Below are 20,283 nucleotides of genomic sequence, written 5' to 3'. Positions count from 1 at the left end.
CCACAATAATCACCCTTTCCTACTCGAATTCCAAAATGGTAAGTCATTCGGCGCGAATCGGAAAAGCACATGGTTCTGTGAAATTGAAGGGCACATCCTGCTATACAACATATTTAGGAGCCGTACACCGTTATTATACCACAATGTTTAGAATTGTTAACCGTACATCTGTCTCAACTTCGGCGGAAAGAGCCCATAACTCCAACCGTTTCCACAATATTAACAAAGGCGTTCGGATCCGTTTCCTTGATAATTCGTTTGATTTCAACGAGTTCGTAGCGAGTAGTTACTGTCATTAACATGTCCTTTTCGATGTCTGTATATGCTCCCTGGGTTTTGATTTTGGTGACCCCACGAGGGCGAACAAGCAATTTTTTCAACATCGCTTCGGTTTCATTGGTAATGATGTACAATGTGACTTTGACATGGCTGATGTGAATCAAATCCAGCACTTTGCCTGTGATATAGATCGATACCATGGAGGCAAGCGCGATGTTCCAGTCATCATTCAGATAGCCTGCGAGCATAATAATGGCTCCGTTCATGCCAGCCATTACCGTACCAATCGGGAAATCACGATTACGGGTGAAAATGGAACCAACAATGTCGAGCCCGCCCGTCGAGCCGCCGACTCGGAAGGAAACTCCGGTACCCAATCCCACTAACACGCCGCCAAAAACACAGCTCAGAAGGGGGTCTGTTGCCACAGCAAAAACAGGCAGAAGCCCGATGAACCATGAAGTGGCTGCTACCGAAACAATACTTAATGTAATGAAACGTCGTCCAAGAATAAACCAACCTGCAACCAGCAGAGGAATGTTTAGAACAAAATACATTATACTAAGATTCAAATTCGTAAAATAGCCGAGAAGCATGGAAATACCGGATACTCCGCCGCTAAGAAGCTGATGGGGAACCAAAAACCAGTTGAAGCCGCAGGCAATAGCTGCAGCACCCAATACGATCACTAAAAAGTGCCAAACCATTTTGGGCAATTTAATCACCTCATTTATATTTAAAACCAGATTGCTGGTAATCTTGAATTGTTTTGTGATATAATGATTTGTGGATATTCTTGAGTAGGAAACTTTTTCCAAATGGAACTATAAAATTTGAAATGTTTCAAACGCATGTATGTAGTTTTAGTCTTATGTTGGGGACCCATTCACGAATTATGTTCGTTTGTGAAAATAATTCGACTTGATGGGATAACCTATAAATATTAACGCTACTTAAGAATACAGACAACAAAGTGGATTGTCCACCATGTCCACCATATAGAAGGAGTATGAATAATTTTGACAAATTTAAATTTCACAGATTTCAATCTTGAACCACTGGTGCTGCAAGCGATCACCGAACTTGGTTTTGAAGAGGCAACTCCGATTCAATCCAAATCAATCCCTCTTGCTCTTGAAGGCAGAGACTTGATCGGTCAAGCTCAAACGGGTACTGGTAAAACCGCTGCATTTGGTATTCCATTGATCAGCAAAATCTCCAAAAGTGATGAAAAAATCCGCGCCCTCATTATGGCACCTACACGTGAACTCGCGATCCAAGTTGCCGAAGAAATCGAAAAACTCACCCGCTTCAAAGGTTTGCGCTCCCTGCCAATTTACGGAGGACAAGATATCGTTCGTCAAATCCGTGCACTGAAAAGAAAACCACAGATCATCATTGGTACACCAGGACGTCTCTTGGACCATATCAACCGCAAAACAATCAAACTTGATGATGTACAAACTGTTGTATTGGATGAAGCAGATGAAATGCTCGACATGGGTTTCATGGAGGATATTCAATCCATCCTGAAACAAGTTCCAGACGAGCGTCAAACGATGCTGTTCTCAGCAACAATGCCTCCTAACATTCAAAAATTGGCTCAACAATTCTTGAACAACCCTGAGCACGTTTCCGTAATCCCTAAACAAGTAAGCGCGCCTTTGATTGACCAAGCTTACATCGAAGTGCCTGAGCGTCAAAAATTCGAAGCACTCAGCCGTTTGTTGGATATGGAATCTCCCGAACTGGCGATCGTATTCGGACGTACTAAACGTCGTGTTGACGAATTGGCTGAAGCTCTGCAAAAACGTGGATACTCTGCTGACGGTCTTCATGGTGACTTGTCGCAAAACCAACGTGATACAGTAATGCGTAAGTTCCGTGACGGCAGCATTGATGTACTCGTTGCAACAGACGTAGCTGCACGTGGACTCGACGTATCCGGCGTAACTCACGTTGTTAACTTTGACCTTCCACAAGATCCGGAGAGCTATGTTCACCGTATCGGCCGTACAGGTCGTGCGGGTAAAGAGGGTGCTGCATGGTCTTTCGTAACTCCGCGTGAAATCGACCACCTGCACTTCATTGAGCGTGTAACACGTCACCGTATTCCGCGCAAACCACTGCCAACAATGGCTGAGGCTGTAGAAGGAAAACAACGTTTGACAGCTGAGCGTTTGCTCGAAATCGTACAATCTGGCGAACTGAACGAATACAAAGGTATCGCGATTCAAATGCTTGAGCAATATGATTCTGTTCAACTGTTGTCAGCTGCGCTGAAGCTCCTGACAGGTGACAAAAAAGATGCTCAAGTTGATCTGACTCCTGAAGATCCGATCCGTGCAAAACGTCGTAAACCGGATGTTCGCTCAGGCGGACGTAAACCATCTGGTTACAGCGGCAACCGCAGCAGCAGTGGTGGCGGTGGTTACAACCGTGATCGCAACAGCAGTGGCGGCGGACGTGGCGGATACAACCGCGATCGTAACAGCAGTGGAAGCGGAAGTGGAAGCAGAGAAGGTGGTTACAACCGTGACCGCAAACCACGTCCAAGCAACAACGAAGGACGTCGTCCTGCCAAAGATTCTTCTTTCGAATAATATACAAGTGTGAACTGGAAAATGGAGCAGGGCGACTGCTCCATTTTTTTATGTGCAGATTATGCGAAACCACTATGCTGTTGATCTCTTTTCGGGAAGGGCTGGCTTTTCCTATCTATAATAAGGTATATTAATATTATTAGAATTAAGGCTAGACGCAAGGCTGCGGAGGAGGAGAATTGTTTGGAATTTAAAGGAGCTATGGGTGGGATCTACCGACTTACAGAGTGGATTACGAGACTGGCCGCAACCAATTTGTTGTGGGCTATTTGTTCGTCTCCGTTCTTGTTTTTCTTGTTTATGAAACTGCTCGTGATGCAGCAGAACCTGGCTAACGAATCACTACAAATGAACTGGGCTATAGCCATTGTGGCACCGCTTACACTATTCCCGGCGACGTCGGCGCTGTTTACGGTTGTTCGTAAATGGAATATGGGTGATACGGATGTGCCGATCTTCCGTACTTTCTTTGTAGGTTACAAAGAGAACTACAAACAGAGTTTAATCGGAGGCGTCTTCTATACCTTGCTGTTTGCCATCATGTATCTGGATTACACAGTATACATGACACAATTCAAGAATATGCAGCTGGTCGGAATTATTATGCTCGTACTGCTGCTGCTGCTGTTTGTTTCTCTCTTTAACTTCTTCTCGATGGTTGTGCATTACCACATGTCCATCGGAATGATTATCAAAAATGCAGTTCTATTGACGCTGATCAGACCATTCCGTGTATTTTCCACGTTGCTGGGAAGTGGATTGTTGTTCTATATCGGTTTTCGTTATCCGGTCTTGTTCATCTTCTTCATTATTAGTATTGTTGCTTGGTTTGCTTTCTTCAACTTCTACGCTACGTTTAATAAGATGCAGGAGCAGATGGAGAAGATGCAACTAAAGAAAGAAGAAGAGGAAGCTGCACAAGCCGCTGAACAGGCAGGGGAGTCAGTTGAGACGATAGAGACGGCTGAACCATCTGAGCTTAAGTCATCTGACGAAAAACAAGATAATATCCAAAAATAAAACATGAGCTGTCACCATTTACTTTTTACACAGTTAGGGATATAATAATTGTACATCCTGCGATGTACGTTTCGGTTATTCGTTGTTTTGAACCAATGATGATGTCTTCGGGAGATCAATACAGAATGTTGCTGAAACGCCCTGTCTATATGACATGGGGACTTCAAAAAACATTTTTGCGGCCACCCACCTGCCAAGCAGGTTCATAAGACAATGTAGCCGGACGGCATAGGCGGGTTCCTATTTTATCATGTACAGCACCCTGACTCTTTCCTCTAATCCAGGAATTTCAGGGTGCTTTTTATTTGAGCTTATTTTGTTGAATTGGCTGTATTTTGTTAAAAGTGTCGCTTGCCCTTTTGTTACTACATGAACAATGTTACACTAGTATACATAAATGGAACGGTTACATTCAAAGGAGGAAGGGTCTTGACCTTAAAGAGAACGCTCGTCGGTATCATCCGCAGCATGGAGGGAACCAGCGATCGAGCCAAGGATCCCAAATTAAAAACACGGTATTATAACTTATCCAAAGACAGAGCCTGGGAAGAGGTTTCTTCGACACTCAAAAAAATTCCGGGTTATAAAGTGCTGCATGAAGTGCCTTCTGTGGGAGAGGTCATACTGGAGAAGCGGACTACCTTTGGACGGACGATGGATATTACAGTTTCCATTATATCGGTAAGTCCTGTTCGTAGTGCGGTCGATATGTATTCGGCTTCACGTGGTTCACTTGGAGATCTGGGTTCTAATTATCGCACGATCATGAACTTGTTCTCCGTATTGGATAAGAAGCTGAGTAAGTATAAGTCAAATGATTGAAATAGATGGTTGAATAACAAAAAGCGAGAGAAGGTTAACCTTCCTCGCTTTTGTTCTGAACGTGAACTACCTTTTACAGCAAGGCTTTTACAGCGGAAATCGCTTGCTCGAAGTTAGGGGAGTCTGTCATTTCAGGCAGATATTCCACATATGTAATTCGGTCTTCAGCATCCAACACGAAGATGGAGCGCATGTCCAATTGGAATTCTTTGATCAGAACACCGTAGTCTTCACCGAATGAACGTGTTTTGTAATCGGAAAGTGTTACGACGCGGTCAACTCCGGCTGCTCCACACCAGCGTGCTTGTGCAAATGGAAGGTCAACGCTTACTGTCAATACGACAACATTGTCTCCAAGATCTCCTGCTTCAACATTGAAGCGACGAGTTTGGGCATCGCATACGCCAGTATCCAGTGAAGGAACAACGCTGATTAATTTGATTTTACCTGCGAAGTCTTTCAGGGATGCATCTTCAACCAGGTTTTTACTCAGTGTAAAATCGGGTGCTTGATCGCCCACTTTCAACTCGGGTCCGATCAATGTAATAGGGTTGCCTTTAAAGGTGGCTGCGCCTGTACGTTCTTGTGCCATAATAATGTTCCTCCTTATAAGTTGGTGATCCGTGCCAAAATCCATTATAATCTTTTATGAAAGGCATTGTCCAATTCGGACGAGGATCATTAAAATGGGCCATACTTGAAGGCTGATCTGAACAGGGTGGAGTGAAAGCAGAAACTTATGATATTTATAAGGTATGAGAACTGGAAAAGTTATTTGAAATTTTTCCCTTTGACGTCGATTCTTTTAATTGCCAATGTTGTTATGTTTATTGTGTTGAGTTTGAACGGTGGTTCCACAAACAGTATGACGCTGCTTAAGTTTGGAGCGCTTGTTAACCATGAGTTGTTTGCAGCAGAATGGTGGCGTTATATTACGTCGATGTTCTTGCATGCTGGTTTCAGCCATTTGTTGTTTAACAGTTTTGCTCTCATCGTATTTGCACCACCAATGGAACGCTTGCTTGGTTCAGTAAGATATGGTGTGTTGTACTTGGGTGGAGGCATTTTGGGCAACATTCTGGCTGTTGCGTGGTATAACTCGGTTGGGGCGACGACAATCTCAGTAGGTGCTTCAGGAGCAATCTATGCAATCTATGGTGCATTTCTGTATGTTGCCTTGTTCCAGCGAACAATGATGGACGAAACCTCACGTAAAACGTTGTATACACTGCTTGTATTCGGAATTATTTTTTCCTTTGCCATGACAGGCATTAACTGGATGGCGCATTTGGGTGGGTTGTTAGGTGGATTCTTCATTTATGGACTGCTCATCCGCTTGTGGAAACCCCGCAGCTTTAAGCAGTAGTCGGATTGGTCTGAAGACGGAATGCAATCAAGGATAAGTAGGGTATAGTAGATTGGAGAGATCAGTGGCAGTGGAATTAAGACAGTTGCATTACTTTTTGAAAGTGGCACAGAAGGAGCATGTTACGCAGGCGGCGGAGGAATTGCACGTAGCGCAGTCTGCGGTGAGTCGTCAGATTCATCAGCTGGAGGAAGAACTGGGAGTAGACCTCTTTATGCAAAAAGGGCGAAATCTGCAGTTGACCGCAGTCGGGCAGCTCTTTTGCAAACGGGTTGAAGGCATATTGAAAGATCTGGACAAAGCGGTCGGTGAGGTTCATGAGTTTCTCGACCCAGAGCATGGTGAAATTCGTATCGGTTTTCCTCACAGTCTCGGTATTCACTTGATTCCTTCGGTTGTAGCAGCGTTCCGTCAGCGTTATCCTAACGTCAAATTCAGATTCAAGCAAGGCATGTTCCCAACGCTCATTCGCGATGTGTTATCGGCTGAAGTGGACTTGGCCTTCATATCTCCATTTCCGGAAAAACATGACCAGGTAGATGGAGACATTGTGCTTACGGAAGAGCTGCATGCAATCCTTCCACCCAATCATCCGTTGGCCGGTGAAGAGAGCATTGCGTTAGAGCAACTTAAAGATGATAAGTTTGTATTATTCAGCAAAGGGTATTCTCTACGTCCGATTGTTTGGCACGCGTGTCTCGAAGCTGGGTTTACCCCCAAGATTGCTTTTGAGGGTGAAGAGACGGATACCATTCGTGGGCTGGTTGCCGCCGGCATGGGTGTGAGTTTGCTGCCGGAAATGGCCCTTTTCCAGACGAACCCGCTGCAACCGGCGCATGTAGCCATTTCTCATCCAAAAGTGACACGTACGATTGGGTTGATCCATCGCGCGGATGACAAGCTTCCACTTGTTGCGCAGTCATTTCGTTCATTCTTGCTTAATTATTTCGGTTTACAGCAAAACAATACCCCATCCGATTAACGGTGGGGTATTGTTGTTTTTGTTTGTGTATTCAATTAGTCACGGCTATTGAAAATTCCAATGTAACGAACCAGTTCCAGTAATGAGATTAAGGCTGCAGCGACGTAAGTTAATGCTGCGGCATTCAGTACTTTGGCGACGCCTCTTTCTTCTTCGTTCCGGATATAACCTTCCGATACCATAATCTCTCTTGCACGATTACTAGCATTGAACTCGACCGGCAACGTAATGAGTTGGAACGCAACGGTTACGGAGAAGAAAATAATACCAATTCCGACTAGGTTCATTGCATTAAAGATGAATCCGGCAATGAGCAAGAAGGGTGCGAGTCCGGATGCAAAGTTGACGATCGGGAAAATCCGGTGACGTAGTGCCAACATCGGATAACTTTCCTTATGCTGGATCGCATGGCCAACTTCATGGCACGCAACGGAGACAGCCGAGATTGAGTTTTCATAATATACAGGCTCAGACAACCTCACGACACGATTGATTGGATCGTAGTGATCGGAGAGTGCTCCACGCACCGGTTCAATAGGAACGTCGTGTAGGCCGTTAGAGTCCAGCATATGACGAGCAGCATCGTAACCGGTCATTCCATTCAGGTTTTTAACATCAGACCAACGATTGAATGTGCTCTTAACGCGGAATTGCGCCCACAAGGAGAGCACAAAGGCGATAATGATCAAAACGAACATACCGTTATTAAAACTCATATTCATTCCTCCGCTTTCTAAATATTAAGTTACATCATGGTGTTCTCAAGCAAGATTTTTAAAGCTTCCATCGTACCAGCACTTTTGGCGAGCAGTCCGGCCATCATCTTACGTGCTTGTACAGGTTTCATCTCGCCTAGCAGCGGTTTAAGCTCATTTACCTCTCGCTCAAGCTGTTGCACATGGAGTTCCAATGTTGTCAGTTTGCTGGCAACCTGTTCTTCCGTGCTCACCATACTCCACTTCTCAAGAGATTGTTTAATCTCGTCGAGACTATACTTCTCTTGTTTCATGTGTACAATACGTTCGAGCCTGGTTAAAGTTTCATTACTATAAAGACGATAGTTTTTTTCTGTGCGCTCTTCTGGAGCAATGAGACCGAGCTTTGTGTAATAATCAATCGTCCGTTCGCTCACACCTGCGGTTTTGGCAAGTTCGCCAATCCGAAACAATTTCATATCCCCAATGATATTCACCTCGCTTGCAAGTTCAAATGTAGGGAATTGTAGATTCCAGTTGCGGCTTTGCATAACCCGCCCAATTTTTTTCTTACTAATAGTTATGATACATGATCTTTAACCATACAGTCAAACGTTACGCTTTGGCGGCAGTCAGGCTGCGTTTCTATATCTATGTACTCATAGGACATGAATATGTACTTAAGTGCAAGAAAAAGACGTAAGACTTTATTCCCAGAAATATTTTTCATTTTTGATGAAAATACTCTTGTCAACTTTCCTGTCTTCTGCTTATAATGGCATTAAGAGTTTCACGATATGTGAAGAAACTTAACATAAGAGGGAGTGGGGTATATGAGAAAGAAATGGTTGGTTTCGGTGTTAATAATGCTTACTTTATTGGCTTTCCCGGTCAGCGCATTTGCAGCTGCGGAGGGGCCGACTAACATCGAGCTTCAAAGCGGTCTGAACTCAGCCTTTACGTTTCTGGCTGTTGTGCTGGTTTTCCTGATGCAAGGGGGATTTGCTTTACTTGAAGCGGGTTCGAGTCGAATGAAAAACGCAGGGCACATTGCGGGTAAAACAATCCTAACATTGGGAATATCGGTTATTGCCTTCTGGGCTCTAGGCTTCGGTCTTGGTTTCGGTAATGGTAACAGTTTCTTCGGAACAACTGGATTTTTCCTGAGTGGGGACGGAATGGCGGCTTCTTTCGAATCATTGGCCTTCTCTGATGTTCCGCTAACAATTAAGTTTGTATTCCACCTTGCCTTTGCGGCAGTATCCCTGGCCATCGCCTGCGGTGGTATGGCTGAACGTGCAAAGATGAGTGTATATATCGTTTTCGGTACGTTGTATACCATTATCATGTATCCGGTTGTTGCTCACTGGGTATGGGGCGGCGGCTGGTTGGCTGAGCTTGGTATGCAAGACTTTGCAGGTTCGACGGTTGTCCACTTGACGGGTGCAACTGCTGCACTGGTAGCTACTATCTTGTTGAAGCCACGTATCGGCAAATATAACAAAGATGGTAAACCTAACATCATTCCAGGTCATAACCAAGTATACTCCGTACTTGGTGTAATTATCCTATGGATCGGTTGGTTCGGTTTCAACCCAGGTAGTACATTATCTGCCATGGGTGATGGATTCTTCGGTTATGTAGCATTGACTACAAACGTAGCTGCGGCTGCTGGTGGCGTTGCGGCACTGTTGATCTCATGGGCTGTATTGGGTAAATCCGATATTCCGAGCATGCTGAACGGCGTGCTTGCGGCACTCGTTGCCATCACAGGTGCTTGTGCTTTCGTAGAACCATGGGCAGCGTTGGTTATTGGTGCTCTGGCAGGTATTATCACATTCTTCACTGCTCAATTCTTTGAACGTAAAGGAATTGACGATCCAATCTATGCTTTCTCTGTACATGGTATTGCCGGTATGTGGGGAGCGATCTCCACAGGTCTGTTCGCAACACCAGAACTTGCTGAGAATGCAGGTGTAGGTCAAGCGGGATTGTTCTACGGTGGCGGTTTCCACCAACTGGGCGTTCAGCTTCTGGGTCTGGCAGGCGCATTTGCCTTCGTACTGATCATGTCCTTCATTATTCTTGGTGGTATGAAAGCTGTCATGGGTATCCGTGTAACGGAAGAAGAAGAAACAATGGGTCTGGATTTAAGTGAGCATGGTACTTACGGGTACCCTGAACAAATGAAAAATGTAGAAACTAAATCCAATGGCGGTACGTTCAGCTCCTAAGAGGAATGATTGCTGAATCATGCTTCAAGGAGGCTGGACATGATGGAACTCATCCCGTATATAAATCAATCCTGGTCCTATCAGGGAATAGATGGTGCGGCATCTTCTCAAGAACTGCGCCAGGCACGTGTGATATTGCAGAATGAGCTCCAGGAACTGTTGTCCGCTTCCTTGTCGCCGATTGAATGGTACCAGACGGTAAATGAACTGCATGACCGGGTTGCTCGGCGAGCAGTAGAGTTATGCATCCAGGGGATGGTAGAGGAAGGCTTAGGCCGACCTCCCGTCCCCTATGCCTTTATCGTTTTTGGCAGTTCCGGCAGGCAAGAAGCGACGTTATGGAGTGATCAGGATAATGGCATGATTATCAGCGATTTCCCTCATGAGGGGAAAGAGGCATATTTCGCTGAACTCGGACTTCGAATGACCGATATGTTGGAGGCACTTGGTTACGCCAAATGTGAAGGCAAAGTGATGTGTTCAGAGCCTTTATGGAGGAAAACGCTGGAATCCTGGAAGGAACAACTGAAAACATGGGGATCGGACCTGTCATGGGAGCCGGTTCGCAATCTAATTATCGCTTCAGACATGCGCTTTGTTGCAGGTGAGCCAGAACTCGCGGAGGAATGGATTTCTGCATTTTATGAAGGGTTCAGATCGCTTCCTGATCTTTCCGATGCTGTGTTGCGCAATACCGTTAAACACAAGGCGACACTGAACATTCTTGGAAGGGTCGTAACGGAACGATTCGGTGAACATGCAGGTGGATTTGATGTGAAATACGGCTTGTATATTCCTCTGGTGAACAGTGCGCGTTTTCTGGCTTTACAGCATGGTATCAAAGAAACGTCCACGCTGAAGAGAATTCAGAGGTTGGTGTCACTTGAAGCAGTTCCGCTTACTTTGCTGGATGCAGCTCAGCGTGCATTTATGACGGCTTTGAAGCTGCGCCGCAGTACACCCATTGTGATGAAACAAGGGTTGCAGCATAGCGGTGGTTTTCTGAATGAGAAACAGTTGAAGGAAAAACAAATGCTTTATGAACTAAGGGATACGTTAGGGTTGGTGCGGCGAGTACATCGTGCGCTGCAAAGACAACTTCGTTTTGCAGAAAGGAGACGTCCATGAGAGAGCCGGCAAGGGGCAATACTGGATTCTGGAATTCGCTGCGCCAGGGAGGGGTTCCTTCCGCCATCGCTTCCATAATGGGAGCCCCTACGGCGCAACATATGGCGTTTATCCGTTCGATGATGAGAGAACAGCGCAGACCCGAGGTGCTGCACACGCCCTTGAATGAATTGAATGCTGTCGTATTTGATCTGGAAACGACGGGCTTCTCTCCCCAGCACGGGGATGAGATCCTTTCCTTTGGGGCGGTGCGAATTAATGGTGGTGTGATGCTGGATAATGAGCAGTTCTATACCTTGGTTCAGTCCAAAGTCTCCGTTCCGGAACACATTACGGAACTGACAGGAATTACACAGCAAATGACGATGGATGCTCCGTCGCTGCTGGAAGGCTTGCATGACTTCATGTCTTTTGTTGGTGGAAGTGTACTGGTTGCTCATGCAAGCGCGCATGATCGGGCTTTTCTGAATGCGGCCTTGTGGCGGACATCCAAAGTAAGGTTAACGCACCGGCTCATCGATACGATGATGCTGGCACGTTGGCTTGAGCCGAGTAGGCCTGGTTATGGACTGGATGAATTGCTGGAATCCAAAGGCATTCCCATCTATGGGCGCCACCACGCTTTGGAGGACGCTAAAATGACTGCACAGCTATGGTCCTGTTATCTGGAGGATATGTCTCGCAAAAATGTAGAAACATTGGGTGATCTGTACACCCAGTTAAGTCACGCATAGTGGGGTGGGCTGTAAGCTGTATGGTTGGCCGAGGCTCGTTACAATGCTCGAATCAACATTTGAATGAATTTGATAACCATTTAGAAGCATCTTTGATTGTGTGTCAGCTGTAAGGTCTGGTGAGCCTATAAAATAGACCTGGAGTAGTCCAGCGAAAATCGGTAGGTTGCGCAGATCCTCATTGGAAGGTATGGGAGTGGTTCGAGGGTGGGAGTGAAAGAGCCCGATAAGTTGCGGCTCATTGAACACACATCGGATCCATTCTGCATCTTCCAATGCGAAATGGTGCAGCGGGTCAGGCGCTACGTTACGAATGGGCTGAAACCGACTGATTCGTATGCCGCCCGCTGCGGCTTCACCCAGCACAACCCCGCAGGCTTCCAGCGGCAGCGAAGCAAACATGTACTTAGACATCTCCTGCTCTACGAAGGAAGGGATGTAGAAGGTGTTTTGCTGCCCGTGAAGTGCTGCCATTTGTATTCACCCCTCTCTCTTTGGCTCCTGCTTCGGCAGGAGTCCTTTTTTATTTTATTTTGTGTGACTCGGATTGTAAAATTTTAAAGGAAAAGGGTACAATATGAGAGAGAGCTTGAAATATCTCACATGTTATAAAAGCGTAAATCTCGATATGTTTGATTATACAAAAGGGTGGCTGGTCATGAAACGAAATATATACATACTGCTGGGTGTTGTATTGCTGGTGGGCATTGCTTTGGCTCAAAATGCAGACAATGGAATCGCAGCTGTGTTTAAGCAGGAGGAGCCGATGCCCACGGAGACGGGACCGAAAGCGGGTTTACTGGCACCAGCGTTCTCTTTGCAAGCCATGGATGGGAAAACCTATTCTGTAGGCGGAGCCAAGGAAAAGGCCATCTTCGTCAGTTTCTGGGCATCATGGTGTGAACCGTGCAAGCAAGAAGCTCCTGCGCTCAATACATTGGCAGCAAAATACAAGGATAAACTGGATCTCTACGGTGTGAATGTAACCACGTACGACAAAATCAGAGATGCCAAAGCTTTTGTAGATGAATACAAACTGACGTTCCCTATTCTGCTTGATGAAGACGGAACAGCATATGCCAAATATAACGGTTTAGCTTTTCCAACGAATGTACTGATTGATTCCCGAGGAGTCGTTCAGGAAATTATCTTGGGGATTTTGCCTGAGAAAGAGCTGGAGCGAAAAATCAAGGAGTTAATTGCCGATTAACTAAGCAAGAAGCTAGCCGAGCGAGAAGCAAAAGCGCCTGTCTTCCAATGTTTTTGAAAACAGGCGCTTCTTTTATTTTCCGGGAAATATGCATTAATGGTTGCTTAGACCGTGAGCTGGAATGTTGACTACATCAGGCTCGTCCTGCAATTTTTCTTGAAGAAGGGCATAACGGAAACTGTGTACGAGAGCTTCCCAACTCGCTTCAATCACGTTCTCGGATACACCGACCGTATTCCAGGTGTTTTCTGTGTTTTTGGATTCAATTAATACACGAACCTTCGCGGCAGTAGCATCTTTTTCATCCAGAACACGTACTTTATAGTCGGACAGATGCATGTTGGCAAGGGAAGGGAAGTACTGCACAAGTGCTTTCCGAAGTGCGTTATCCAGTGCGTTGACCGGACCGTTGCCTTCAGCTGCGGTATACGCACTTGTTCCACCTACGTTAAGTTTAACAAAGGCTTCCGAAACAACTGACTTGCCAGCCACTTTTTCAACAAGCATCTTGAACGATTCAAAGGTAAATAATTCTTTCATGTCACCGTTGGCTTCACGGATCAACAATTCAAGAGAGGCATCAGCGCCTTCGAACTGATAACCCTGATGTTCCAGATCTTTGATTTTCTCAATGATCTGACGTGAATTGGCACTGCTTGGATCAAATTCAAGACCCAGTTCCTGTGCTTTGGACACAATGTTACTTTGTCCGGCCAGTTCGGAGACGAGCACACGCTGTTTGTTACCAACCAACTCAGGAACGATATGTTCGTAGGTCCGCGAATCACGCAGTATGGCAGAGACGTGAATACCGCCCTTGTGAGCGAAAGCCGCATTTCCGACATAAGGCTGGTTGATTGGCATATTTACGTTGGCAATCTCACTGACATAACGGGCAACATTTGTGAGCTGTCTCATCGAATCCTCAGAAACGCACTCATATCCAAGCTTCAGTTGCAGGTTAGGGATAATCGAAGCCAGATTGGCATTGCCACATCGCTCTCCATACCCGTTCATTGTACCTTGCACCTGTCTGGCACCGGCTTGTACTGCGCTTAAGGTGTTGGCTACAGCAAGTTCACAGTCATTATGTGTATGAATGCCCAGATGGGCTTGTGGAAGCCGTCCAGCGAGTGAGGATACGATCTTGTACACCTCATGAGGCATCGTTCCACCATTGGTGTCACACATTACAAGCCAGTCCGCTCCAGCTTCATGGGCTTTGGTCAATACAGCCTGTGCATATTCCGGATTGTGTTTAAATCCATCGAAGAAATGCTCTGCATCGAAGATGACTTCCATACCGTTTTGTTTCAGATAGGCAATGGAGTCGTAGATCATGGACAGATTTTCTTCCAAAGTGGTCTGCAAAGCAGTGTGTACGTGGAAATCCCATGACTTGCCTACCAGAGTCGCTGCCTGAGCACCGGATTCAATCATGCGCTTCAAGTTCGCGTCTTCACTTGCGATGCTGCCTTTACGACGTGTACTACCAAAGGCGACAACCTTCGCGCTCAGGTTCAGTTCCTTGACTCTTTTGAAAAACTCAATGTCCTTGGTGTTGCTGCCTGGAATTCCGCCTTCAATATAATGAGCACCCAGGTCATCGAGCTTCTTGGCAATTTTGAGCTTGTCATCTGCCGATAAGCTGACTCCCTCCCCTTGTGTGCCGTCACGTAAAGTCGTATCGAAGATGGAGATGGCCTTTGACATGAAGATCCTCCTTTAAGATGAAGCGCTTTTTTTAGAAAGTTTAATGGTGTGTTTAAAAAACATATGAGCATGTTGGTGACGAATCCTTCGATTCTGTACCGCTACACTGTATTAAATTCAAAGTGTAGATTTGTCCTAAAATCGTGAATTTGTATAATTAATTATTATAGCACCATTATCGCCAAATGCTACATCGAATTCACCATTTGGTGTAACAAATGATGGATTGTAGAGTTAAGTGAGCTGTGAACGTAGTCTTGTAATATGTTATGCTTCATCTAAATACAAGTATTCCAGGATTGAATATGGATTCAAATCTTGTCTTTATAAATGGAGGGAAGAGAATGCATTTTGTGTGGGAGAATACAATTATTTCATTCATTATTATTGCTATTATTGTCGTTGCCGTGTGGGGTATCATTCGATCGATCGTTAAACCTCGCCGATAATAAGGGAATATAAATGATTTTTACATAAGGGACTTTGATATAATAGAGTAGATTGCATTTAACGGAATTGTGTATACGAAAGGGCGTTGGTGGATCATGTCTTCGAACGAGACGCATAACAACATAAATGTAGATCGATATTATCCTACCGCCGGACGAGTGATTTTGCATGTCGATATGAATGCTTTTTATTGCTCTGTACATGAAGCCGAGGAACCGGAATTATATAGAGGAAAAGCGACGGCCGTTGCTGGCAGTAGTGAAGTGCGCAAAGGTGTCATAGTAACTTGTTCATACACAGCTCGAAGCAGGGGGATTTCTACAGGCATGGTTGTTCATCAAGCATTGAAGAAATGTCCTGATTTAATTGTGATTCGTCCGGATTTTCATTTATATCGTCGTTATTCGAAAGAATTCATGAAAATAGCTTACAGTTATACACCGCTACTTGAAGCGACCTCAATTGATGAGTGTTATCTCGATATTACGGGGTCCAGACAGTTCGGTACACCGCTGGAAATTGCGGAAAGTATTCAGACCAGAATCCGGGATGAGTTGGGGATGCCCTGTTCGATCGGAATTGCACCCAACAAGCTGCTTGCCAAGATGGCCTCTGATTTGAAAAAGCCAAATGGCATTTCGATCTTGCGGATGAGGGATGTACCTCAGATTTTATGGCATAGACCTTGTAACGAGATGTTTGGAATTGGCAAAAAGACAGCGGAAAAGCTGAAGAAACTGGGCATTGAAACCATAGGACAGCTTGCCAAATCAGACGAGCGGATGTTAACCGATGTGTTTGGAATTAATGGCTCCTGGTTAAAAAATTCAGCAAACGGCATTAATCATTCGGCAGTTCAGGCTGAACGTGAAGCGAACAAATCGATTGGACACACGACAACGTTACCCGCGGATATATCTGAAATGGATGATGTACATCGGGTGTTACTGAATATAAGTGACCAGGTTGCAAGACGGTTGCGCAAACACGAAATGCTTAGTCAGGGCATTCAGATTACGATTCGTACACCGGATATGAAGACGATTACGAGATCACGGATGATGGAGGTGCCTACTGAAGATGCATCCATCATATACCGGGAGGCCTGTGCTTTATTTGCAAAACATTGGGGCGGCGGGAAGCCAGTTCGTATGTTGGGTGTGACCCTTCAAACGCTGATTCCGCGTGAGGAGTCCGCGATACAGCTGGATCTGTTTGAATATGAGCAGAAGCCGAAGAAGGAAAATCTGATTCGCATCATGGATCAGTTACGTGACAAATTTGGCGAAAATGCTGTCGTTACTGCTGGCATGCTGGGGGATGATCCTTCCGTATTACTGCGCAATCATAAAGTCCGGGGAACATCGCTGCAAAAAGATAATTTGCAAAGTCTCGATTAAATAGGGCATAATGAAGTCTTGAGGCTGTTAAAATTATTTGTAATAACTCTTACTTTGTATTAATATGTTTCTAGATAAAAATACTGTACGTTTTTGAATAATAGGAGGAGAGATTGGTAATGAGTAAATTTACTTGGGTAGAAAAAGATACATGTATTGCGTGCGGAGCATGCGGAGCAACGGCGCCAGACATTTATGATTATGATGATGAAGGTTTGGCAGAAGTAATCTTCGATGGAGATGCTAACCAAGGGATCAAAGCAATTCCGGATGACTTGTTCGACGACATGCAGGATGCTTGTGACGGCTGCCCTACGGACTCCATTAAAGTTGCAGATGAACCTTTCAACAAAGAAGGTTAATTTCTTTCATATGAACATACAAAAGCACATTCTTCTGTCTTTGGGACAGTGGAATGTGCTTTTTTTGTCGAATGTAGAGGCTTACATCCGGGTACTCAAGTCCTATGGATTTCTTGTCATCATTTGCCGATATATATATAAACGGAAAAAGGCGAAATGATGGAGGATCGGATGCAAAATACTCACCTACGAACATATGTAAAGAAACATCCTGATAATAAAATGGCCTGGTATTTACTCGGTAAGGAATATTTGGGTGAAGGGCAGGAAGCCAAGGCGAACTATTGTTTTCAACAGGCGGGTGAAGTCTACGAGGCTTTCGAGCGAAGCAAGGCACCGGCAGATATATGGGTGGATTATCAGGAGAAGCTGGTTGAGATGGTTGAGCAAAAAGAGAAAAAACATCGTGTTCGCAAGATGTGGCTTACCCTGCTGATGCTGCTTGTACTGGTAGGATTACCACCTGCGGATGCTCCTGGTTTCAATCGTGATGCAGCCGAGGCGTTGGCTTCTGCTTTGGAATCGACGGACGATTCCATGGATAACGAATCAGGTAATAACCCGAAGGAAGATTTGGCTCTTGTTGTGAACTCCAATGTGTTTACAGCTGGAGCATTCGGTGGAGGTGACCAGGGGGAGGTTGCACTTGCAGCTGCATGGTCGGGTTCTGGTGCGAAAGTGCAGACATCGGCTGTGCTTGGAATGCAGGTCGCAGGTAACTGGACATTATGGAAGCGAAATATGGCGGTGAAATATATCGTTCAGACGAACAGCAGTGGCAAATTAACGGCACAGAGTTATGATGCCAAACAGTGTAACTGTGAACCGCCGGAAGTATCACCGGAGATCAAGCGTCTGGCGCAAGCCTGGACAGCCAAACAGGAATCCGCTGCAGCTCTGTCGAGTGCAATGATTACATATAAGAAACGAAACGGAAACTGGCCGAAAAGTGTTGAGCAACTTGCCCAGCCATTTCCAAATAATATTCTGGGCGAGACTGCACCTGGCATGACCCGGATGTTTCCGGAACTACTAGCCATGCATCAACAAGGACAAATGGGTAAAGGAAAAAACACAGCCGAGGGAAAACGTGAAGGTTCAGATTCGCAACAAGGCAAAAACGCTGCGTTTGTGGATACGTTAGGCGGAAAGCCTTTTTTGCAGGATCGGCTTGAGATTATCGTGGACAAGAGCAGACATAAGCTTGCACTGATTAGTGGCGACACCATTATTCGGAATTACGAGGTAGGGCTTGGGGGAGATCGTACTCCAGAGGGTTCGTTTGTCATTTCAGACAAAGTTGTAAATCCCAATGGCCGCTCCAATGGCGAATTTGGAAGTAGGGGCATGCAGCTATCGGATACGAATTATGCCATCCATGGGACCAACGAGCCAAACAGTATCGGGCTGGATGAATCCCTTGGATGTGTGAGGATGAGTACTGAAGATGTGGAAGAGCTATTTGCTCTTGCTCCTCAGGGAACTCCGGTACGCATCGGGAAAGATCTGCTGCCAGAGACAGCTATGGTTCCAGAAGCGAAGGATCGCTACCGGTACACACTTGTTCCCAAGCAAAATAATCCGAATAAGACGTATCATTGGTTGAATTAAACGATAAACCAAGTGATTCAGACCGAAGAAAACGTAAAATCTATGCTGGATTGGTATGTAGATGCAGAAACAGTAGGTTGAAGCATTTACAGGTTGGCGATAATAATAAGCGCACCAATGATAATGATCAGTCCACCGACGCTGGCTGCGGTCCAGATAATGGCTTTCCGGTTGACCTCATCTTTCTTTTGCTGCAAAGTAGGTGGTTTGCGTTTGGGAGCCATGGGCTGTTCCTCCTTCATGGAATAAGGCTATATAGATGTAGCCATGCTCCCATTGTAAAGAATTCAACTCGCCATTTCCAGTAGGCGGGTGGATTTCTTGTGAGCATTTTGCATATTACGAATCCTTCTGTCTATGCTCAAACTACTTTCCTTTTGAAGAAGAAACGGATAGACTTGTGTATAGAGTGTTTTTTTACATATGAAAAAGACGGAAAGCATTTTTTCAGCGTACCGGACCAGAACGGAGTGAGTGATTTGTTATACAGAAGTCTTGCTAAACCCTTGTTGTTCAAAATGGACCCTGAGCAGGCCCATCATCTAATTATCGGCGGCCTTAGTGGAATGGGGAGTATTCGCCCGGTTCCTTCCGGTTTGCGTGTCATGTATGGTGTGCGTGAAACATCGGATCTGGCTGTGGATATGTTCGGCTGTCATTTCCCTACACCTGTAGGACTTGCGGCTGGTTTGGACAAAAACGGACAGGCTGTAACGGGCTTTTCTTCCATCGGGTTTGGCTTCATGGAAGTGGGTACAGTCACACCGCTTGCACAGCCAGGTAACGACCAGCCAAGGTTATTCCGCTTGCCTCCCGATGAGGCATTGGTGAACCGGATGGGCTTCAATAACCTTGGCGCCGAAGCGATGGCGGGTGAATTGGCACGCCTCTCGGAGCGTCGTATTCCAGTGGCCGTAAATATAGGTAAAAATAAGGCGACATCGAATGAAGAAGCGCATTTGGATTATGCGAAATGCATTCGGGCGCTATACGATTATGCGGACCTGTTTGTGGTCAATATTAGTTCACCAAATACACCGGATTTGCGTAATCTGCAACATGGGAATGAACTGAAAGAATTGCTTGCCGCTGTGATGAATGAGATGGAGACGCAACGCAAGAGAGCAGGCGGTTCTGTTAAATCGGTACTGGTCAAAATCGCACCTGATGTGAATGACCAGGAGCTCGAATATATGGTGAGTACCATTGCAGATAGTGGAGTTGCCGGTATCATTGCAACGAATACAACGATCAGCCGCGAGGGTCTGTCTCATCAGCATGCCAAAGAGACAGGTGGACTAAGTGGCAAGCCGCTGCGTGATCGTTCCACAGAAATCATTCGCCAAATCTATCGCCAGACCGAAGGCAAACTGCCAATCATTGGATCGGGGGGCATTTTCACAAGCGAAGATGCTTACGAAAAGATTAAAGCAGGTGCCAGCCTGGTGGAAATATATACGGCATTGATCTATGAAGGACCTGAAGTGAACCGGCGCATTCATGCCGGACTGCGTGAATTGCTGCGCAAAGACGGTTATAGTCATATTTCGGAAGCTGTCGGTGCAGAGCATCGTTAAGCAATGTTTCGGAGTTCCCCGGATTGAAAATTAGAAGCGTGGAAGAGGGTAATGTCGTACGGAACTCTTCCCCCCGCTTAACATCATGTATAATGGA

At 45.6% G+C, this 20,283-nt stretch carries 20 protein-coding genes and 1 other RNA gene; 14 read left to right on the top strand and 7 right to left on the bottom strand.

Features of this window, described 5'->3' with window-relative positions; translation table 11 throughout:
* Positions 1-173: 173 nt before the first annotated feature.
* On the bottom strand, positions 174-986 hold the full coding sequence (locus ACR1R9_RS17045) for a YitT family protein (RefSeq protein ID WP_375165310.1): 813 nt from the start codon (positions 984-986) through the stop codon (positions 174-176).
* A 312-nt stretch (positions 987-1,298) separates the two neighbouring features.
* Between ACR1R9_RS17045 and ACR1R9_RS17040 the strand changes: the two genes are divergently transcribed.
* The 4 genes from ACR1R9_RS17040 to ACR1R9_RS17025 all read left to right on the top strand — a co-directional run bounded on the left by ACR1R9_RS17040 (position 1,299) and on the right by ACR1R9_RS17025 (position 4,724).
* On the top strand, positions 1,299-2,882 hold the full coding sequence (locus tag ACR1R9_RS17040; protein WP_076292037.1) for a DEAD/DEAH box helicase: 1,584 nt from the start codon (positions 1,299-1,301) through the stop codon (positions 2,880-2,882).
* Positions 2,883-3,065: 183 nt separating this feature from the next.
* Complete coding sequence (locus tag ACR1R9_RS17035; protein WP_076292036.1) at positions 3,066-3,902, top strand: YesL family protein; 837 nt, start codon at positions 3,066-3,068, stop codon at positions 3,900-3,902.
* Between the two features lie 51 nt (positions 3,903-3,953).
* A non-coding RNA gene (gene ssrS / locus ACR1R9_RS17030) (6S RNA) lies at positions 3,954-4,145 on the top strand.
* Between the two features lie 186 nt (positions 4,146-4,331).
* Entirely contained in the window at positions 4,332-4,724 is a 393-nt protein-coding gene (locus ACR1R9_RS17025) for a DUF1499 domain-containing protein (RefSeq protein ID WP_024629239.1), read from the top strand.
* A gap of 73 nt (positions 4,725-4,797) precedes the next feature.
* Here ACR1R9_RS17025 and tpx read toward each other — a convergent pair whose 3' ends face one another.
* Complete coding sequence (tpx, locus tag ACR1R9_RS17020) at positions 4,798-5,316, bottom strand: thiol peroxidase (protein ID WP_063564797.1); 519 nt, start codon at positions 5,314-5,316, stop codon at positions 4,798-4,800.
* Positions 5,317-5,463: 147 nt separating this feature from the next.
* On the opposite strand from tpx, the gene ACR1R9_RS17015 reads away from it, so the two are divergent.
* Complete coding sequence (locus ACR1R9_RS17015) at positions 5,464-6,090, top strand: rhomboid family intramembrane serine protease (protein WP_076292034.1); 627 nt, start codon at positions 5,464-5,466, stop codon at positions 6,088-6,090.
* A gap of 70 nt (positions 6,091-6,160) precedes the next feature.
* Positions 6,161-7,072 carry a LysR family transcriptional regulator gene (locus ACR1R9_RS17010; RefSeq protein ID WP_024629242.1) on the top strand — a complete coding sequence of 304 codons (912 nt, stop codon included), beginning with the start codon at positions 6,161-6,163 and terminating at the stop codon, positions 7,070-7,072.
* A gap of 35 nt (positions 7,073-7,107) precedes the next feature.
* Here ACR1R9_RS17010 and ACR1R9_RS17005 read toward each other — a convergent pair whose 3' ends face one another.
* Together ACR1R9_RS17005 and ACR1R9_RS17000 are read right to left on the bottom strand one after the other, a co-directional pair.
* A complete protein-coding gene (locus tag ACR1R9_RS17005) occupies positions 7,108-7,788 on the bottom strand; it encodes a zinc metallopeptidase (RefSeq protein WP_099853542.1) in 681 nt (226 codons plus the stop codon).
* Positions 7,789-7,817: 29 nt separating this feature from the next.
* Complete coding sequence (locus ACR1R9_RS17000) at positions 7,818-8,246, bottom strand: MerR family transcriptional regulator (RefSeq protein ID WP_076292098.1); 429 nt, start codon at positions 8,244-8,246, stop codon at positions 7,818-7,820.
* 354 nt (positions 8,247-8,600) lie between these two features.
* On the opposite strand from ACR1R9_RS17000, the gene ACR1R9_RS16995 reads away from it, so the two are divergent.
* The 3 genes from ACR1R9_RS16995 to ACR1R9_RS16985 are packed head-to-tail and all read left to right on the top strand — an operon-like array spanning position 8,601 to position 11,863.
* On the top strand, positions 8,601-10,001 hold the full coding sequence (locus ACR1R9_RS16995) for an ammonium transporter (protein ID WP_433923129.1): 1,401 nt from the start codon (positions 8,601-8,603) through the stop codon (positions 9,999-10,001).
* A 33-nt stretch (positions 10,002-10,034) separates the two neighbouring features.
* On the top strand, positions 10,035-11,129 hold the full coding sequence (locus ACR1R9_RS16990) for a DUF294 nucleotidyltransferase-like domain-containing protein (RefSeq protein WP_433923698.1): 1,095 nt from the start codon (positions 10,035-10,037) through the stop codon (positions 11,127-11,129).
* Positions 11,126-11,863, top strand: coding sequence for an exonuclease domain-containing protein (locus ACR1R9_RS16985; protein ID WP_076292031.1), 738 nt, complete (start codon positions 11,126-11,128; stop codon positions 11,861-11,863). The genes ACR1R9_RS16990 and ACR1R9_RS16985 overlap by 4 nt, the downstream gene beginning before the upstream one ends.
* Here ACR1R9_RS16985 and ACR1R9_RS16980 read toward each other — a convergent pair.
* On the bottom strand, positions 11,849-12,337 hold the full coding sequence (locus ACR1R9_RS16980) for a Mov34/MPN/PAD-1 family protein (protein WP_433923130.1): 489 nt from the start codon (positions 12,335-12,337) through the stop codon (positions 11,849-11,851). The genes ACR1R9_RS16985 and ACR1R9_RS16980 overlap by 15 nt on opposite strands.
* Before the next feature lie 184 nt (positions 12,338-12,521).
* Here ACR1R9_RS16980 and ACR1R9_RS16975 point away from each other — a divergent pair, with 184 nt between their 5' ends.
* Positions 12,522-13,073 (top strand): TlpA family protein disulfide reductase, encoded by a 552-nt coding sequence (locus tag ACR1R9_RS16975; RefSeq protein ID WP_076292096.1) that lies wholly within the window; start codon positions 12,522-12,524, stop codon positions 13,071-13,073.
* A gap of 93 nt (positions 13,074-13,166) precedes the next feature.
* On the opposite strand, the gene cimA is transcribed toward ACR1R9_RS16975, so the two are convergent.
* Positions 13,167-14,786, bottom strand: coding sequence for a citramalate synthase (gene cimA, locus ACR1R9_RS16970; RefSeq protein WP_433923131.1), 1,620 nt, complete (start codon positions 14,784-14,786; stop codon positions 13,167-13,169).
* 545 nt (positions 14,787-15,331) lie between these two features.
* Between cimA and ACR1R9_RS16965 the strand changes: the two genes are divergently transcribed.
* From ACR1R9_RS16965 to ACR1R9_RS16955, 3 genes are all read left to right on the top strand, one after another.
* On the top strand, positions 15,332-16,636 hold the full coding sequence (locus ACR1R9_RS16965) for a DNA polymerase IV (RefSeq protein WP_433923132.1): 1,305 nt from the start codon (positions 15,332-15,334) through the stop codon (positions 16,634-16,636).
* 119 nt (positions 16,637-16,755) lie between these two features.
* Positions 16,756-16,998 (top strand): ferredoxin, encoded by a 243-nt coding sequence (locus tag ACR1R9_RS16960; protein WP_053783645.1) that lies wholly within the window; start codon positions 16,756-16,758, stop codon positions 16,996-16,998.
* A 171-nt stretch (positions 16,999-17,169) separates the two neighbouring features.
* The gene (locus ACR1R9_RS16955) at positions 17,170-18,609 is read left to right on the top strand and encodes a L,D-transpeptidase family protein (RefSeq protein WP_433923133.1); all 1,440 of its coding nucleotides are present in this window, start codon (positions 17,170-17,172) and stop codon (positions 18,607-18,609) included.
* Positions 18,610-18,695: 86 nt separating this feature from the next.
* Here the strand turns inward: ACR1R9_RS16955 and ACR1R9_RS16950 are convergent, their stop codons facing one another.
* Positions 18,696-18,833 carry a hypothetical protein gene (locus ACR1R9_RS16950; RefSeq protein ID WP_162842436.1) on the bottom strand — a complete coding sequence of 46 codons (138 nt, stop codon included), beginning with the start codon at positions 18,831-18,833 and terminating at the stop codon, positions 18,696-18,698.
* Positions 18,834-19,088: 255 nt separating this feature from the next.
* Here ACR1R9_RS16950 and ACR1R9_RS16945 point away from each other — a divergent pair, with 255 nt between their 5' ends.
* Entirely contained in the window at positions 19,089-20,186 is a 1,098-nt protein-coding gene (locus ACR1R9_RS16945; protein ID WP_175381654.1) for a quinone-dependent dihydroorotate dehydrogenase, read from the top strand.
* Positions 20,187-20,283: the final 97 nt, after the last annotated feature.

Source organism: Paenibacillus taichungensis (assembly GCF_050994985.1).
Classification (GTDB): domain Bacteria; phylum Bacillota; class Bacilli; order Paenibacillales; family Paenibacillaceae; genus Paenibacillus; species Paenibacillus taichungensis.
This window is presented reverse-complemented; position numbering and strand designations above follow the sequence as displayed.

What these genes read in the sequence shown, in the direction of transcription:
- ACR1R9_RS17045 (WP_375165310.1), bottom strand. Translation starts at nt 986, where the DNA reads ATGGTTTGGCACTTTTTAGTGATCGTATTGGGTGCTGCAGCTATTGCC.
- tpx (WP_063564797.1), bottom strand. Translation starts at nt 5,316, where the DNA reads ATGGCACAAGAACGTACAGGCGCAGCCACCTTTAAAGGCAACCCTATT.
- ACR1R9_RS17015 (WP_076292034.1), top strand. Translation starts at nt 5,464, where the DNA reads ATGATATTTATAAGGTATGAGAACTGGAAAAGTTATTTGAAATTTTTC.
- ACR1R9_RS17005 (WP_099853542.1), bottom strand. Translation starts at nt 7,788, where the DNA reads ATGAGTTTTAATAACGGTATGTTCGTTTTGATCATTATCGCCTTTGTG.
- ACR1R9_RS17000 (WP_076292098.1), bottom strand. Translation starts at nt 8,246, where the DNA reads ATGAAATTGTTTCGGATTGGCGAACTTGCCAAAACCGCAGGTGTGAGC.
- ACR1R9_RS16995 (WP_433923129.1), top strand. Translation starts at nt 8,601, where the DNA reads ATGAGAAAGAAATGGTTGGTTTCGGTGTTAATAATGCTTACTTTATTG.
- ACR1R9_RS16985 (WP_076292031.1), top strand. Translation starts at nt 11,126, where the DNA reads ATGAGAGAGCCGGCAAGGGGCAATACTGGATTCTGGAATTCGCTGCGC.
- ACR1R9_RS16980 (WP_433923130.1), bottom strand. Translation starts at nt 12,337, where the DNA reads ATGGCAGCACTTCACGGGCAGCAAAACACCTTCTACATCCCTTCCTTC.
- ACR1R9_RS16975 (WP_076292096.1), top strand. Translation starts at nt 12,522, where the DNA reads ATGAAACGAAATATATACATACTGCTGGGTGTTGTATTGCTGGTGGGC.
- cimA (WP_433923131.1), bottom strand. Translation starts at nt 14,786, where the DNA reads ATGTCAAAGGCCATCTCCATCTTCGATACGACTTTACGTGACGGCACA.
- ACR1R9_RS16965 (WP_433923132.1), top strand. Translation starts at nt 15,332, where the DNA reads ATGTCTTCGAACGAGACGCATAACAACATAAATGTAGATCGATATTAT.
- ACR1R9_RS16960 (WP_053783645.1), top strand. Translation starts at nt 16,756, where the DNA reads ATGAGTAAATTTACTTGGGTAGAAAAAGATACATGTATTGCGTGCGGA.
- ACR1R9_RS16955 (WP_433923133.1), top strand. Translation starts at nt 17,170, where the DNA reads ATGCAAAATACTCACCTACGAACATATGTAAAGAAACATCCTGATAAT.
- ACR1R9_RS16950 (WP_162842436.1), bottom strand. Translation starts at nt 18,833, where the DNA reads ATGGCTCCCAAACGCAAACCACCTACTTTGCAGCAAAAGAAAGATGAG.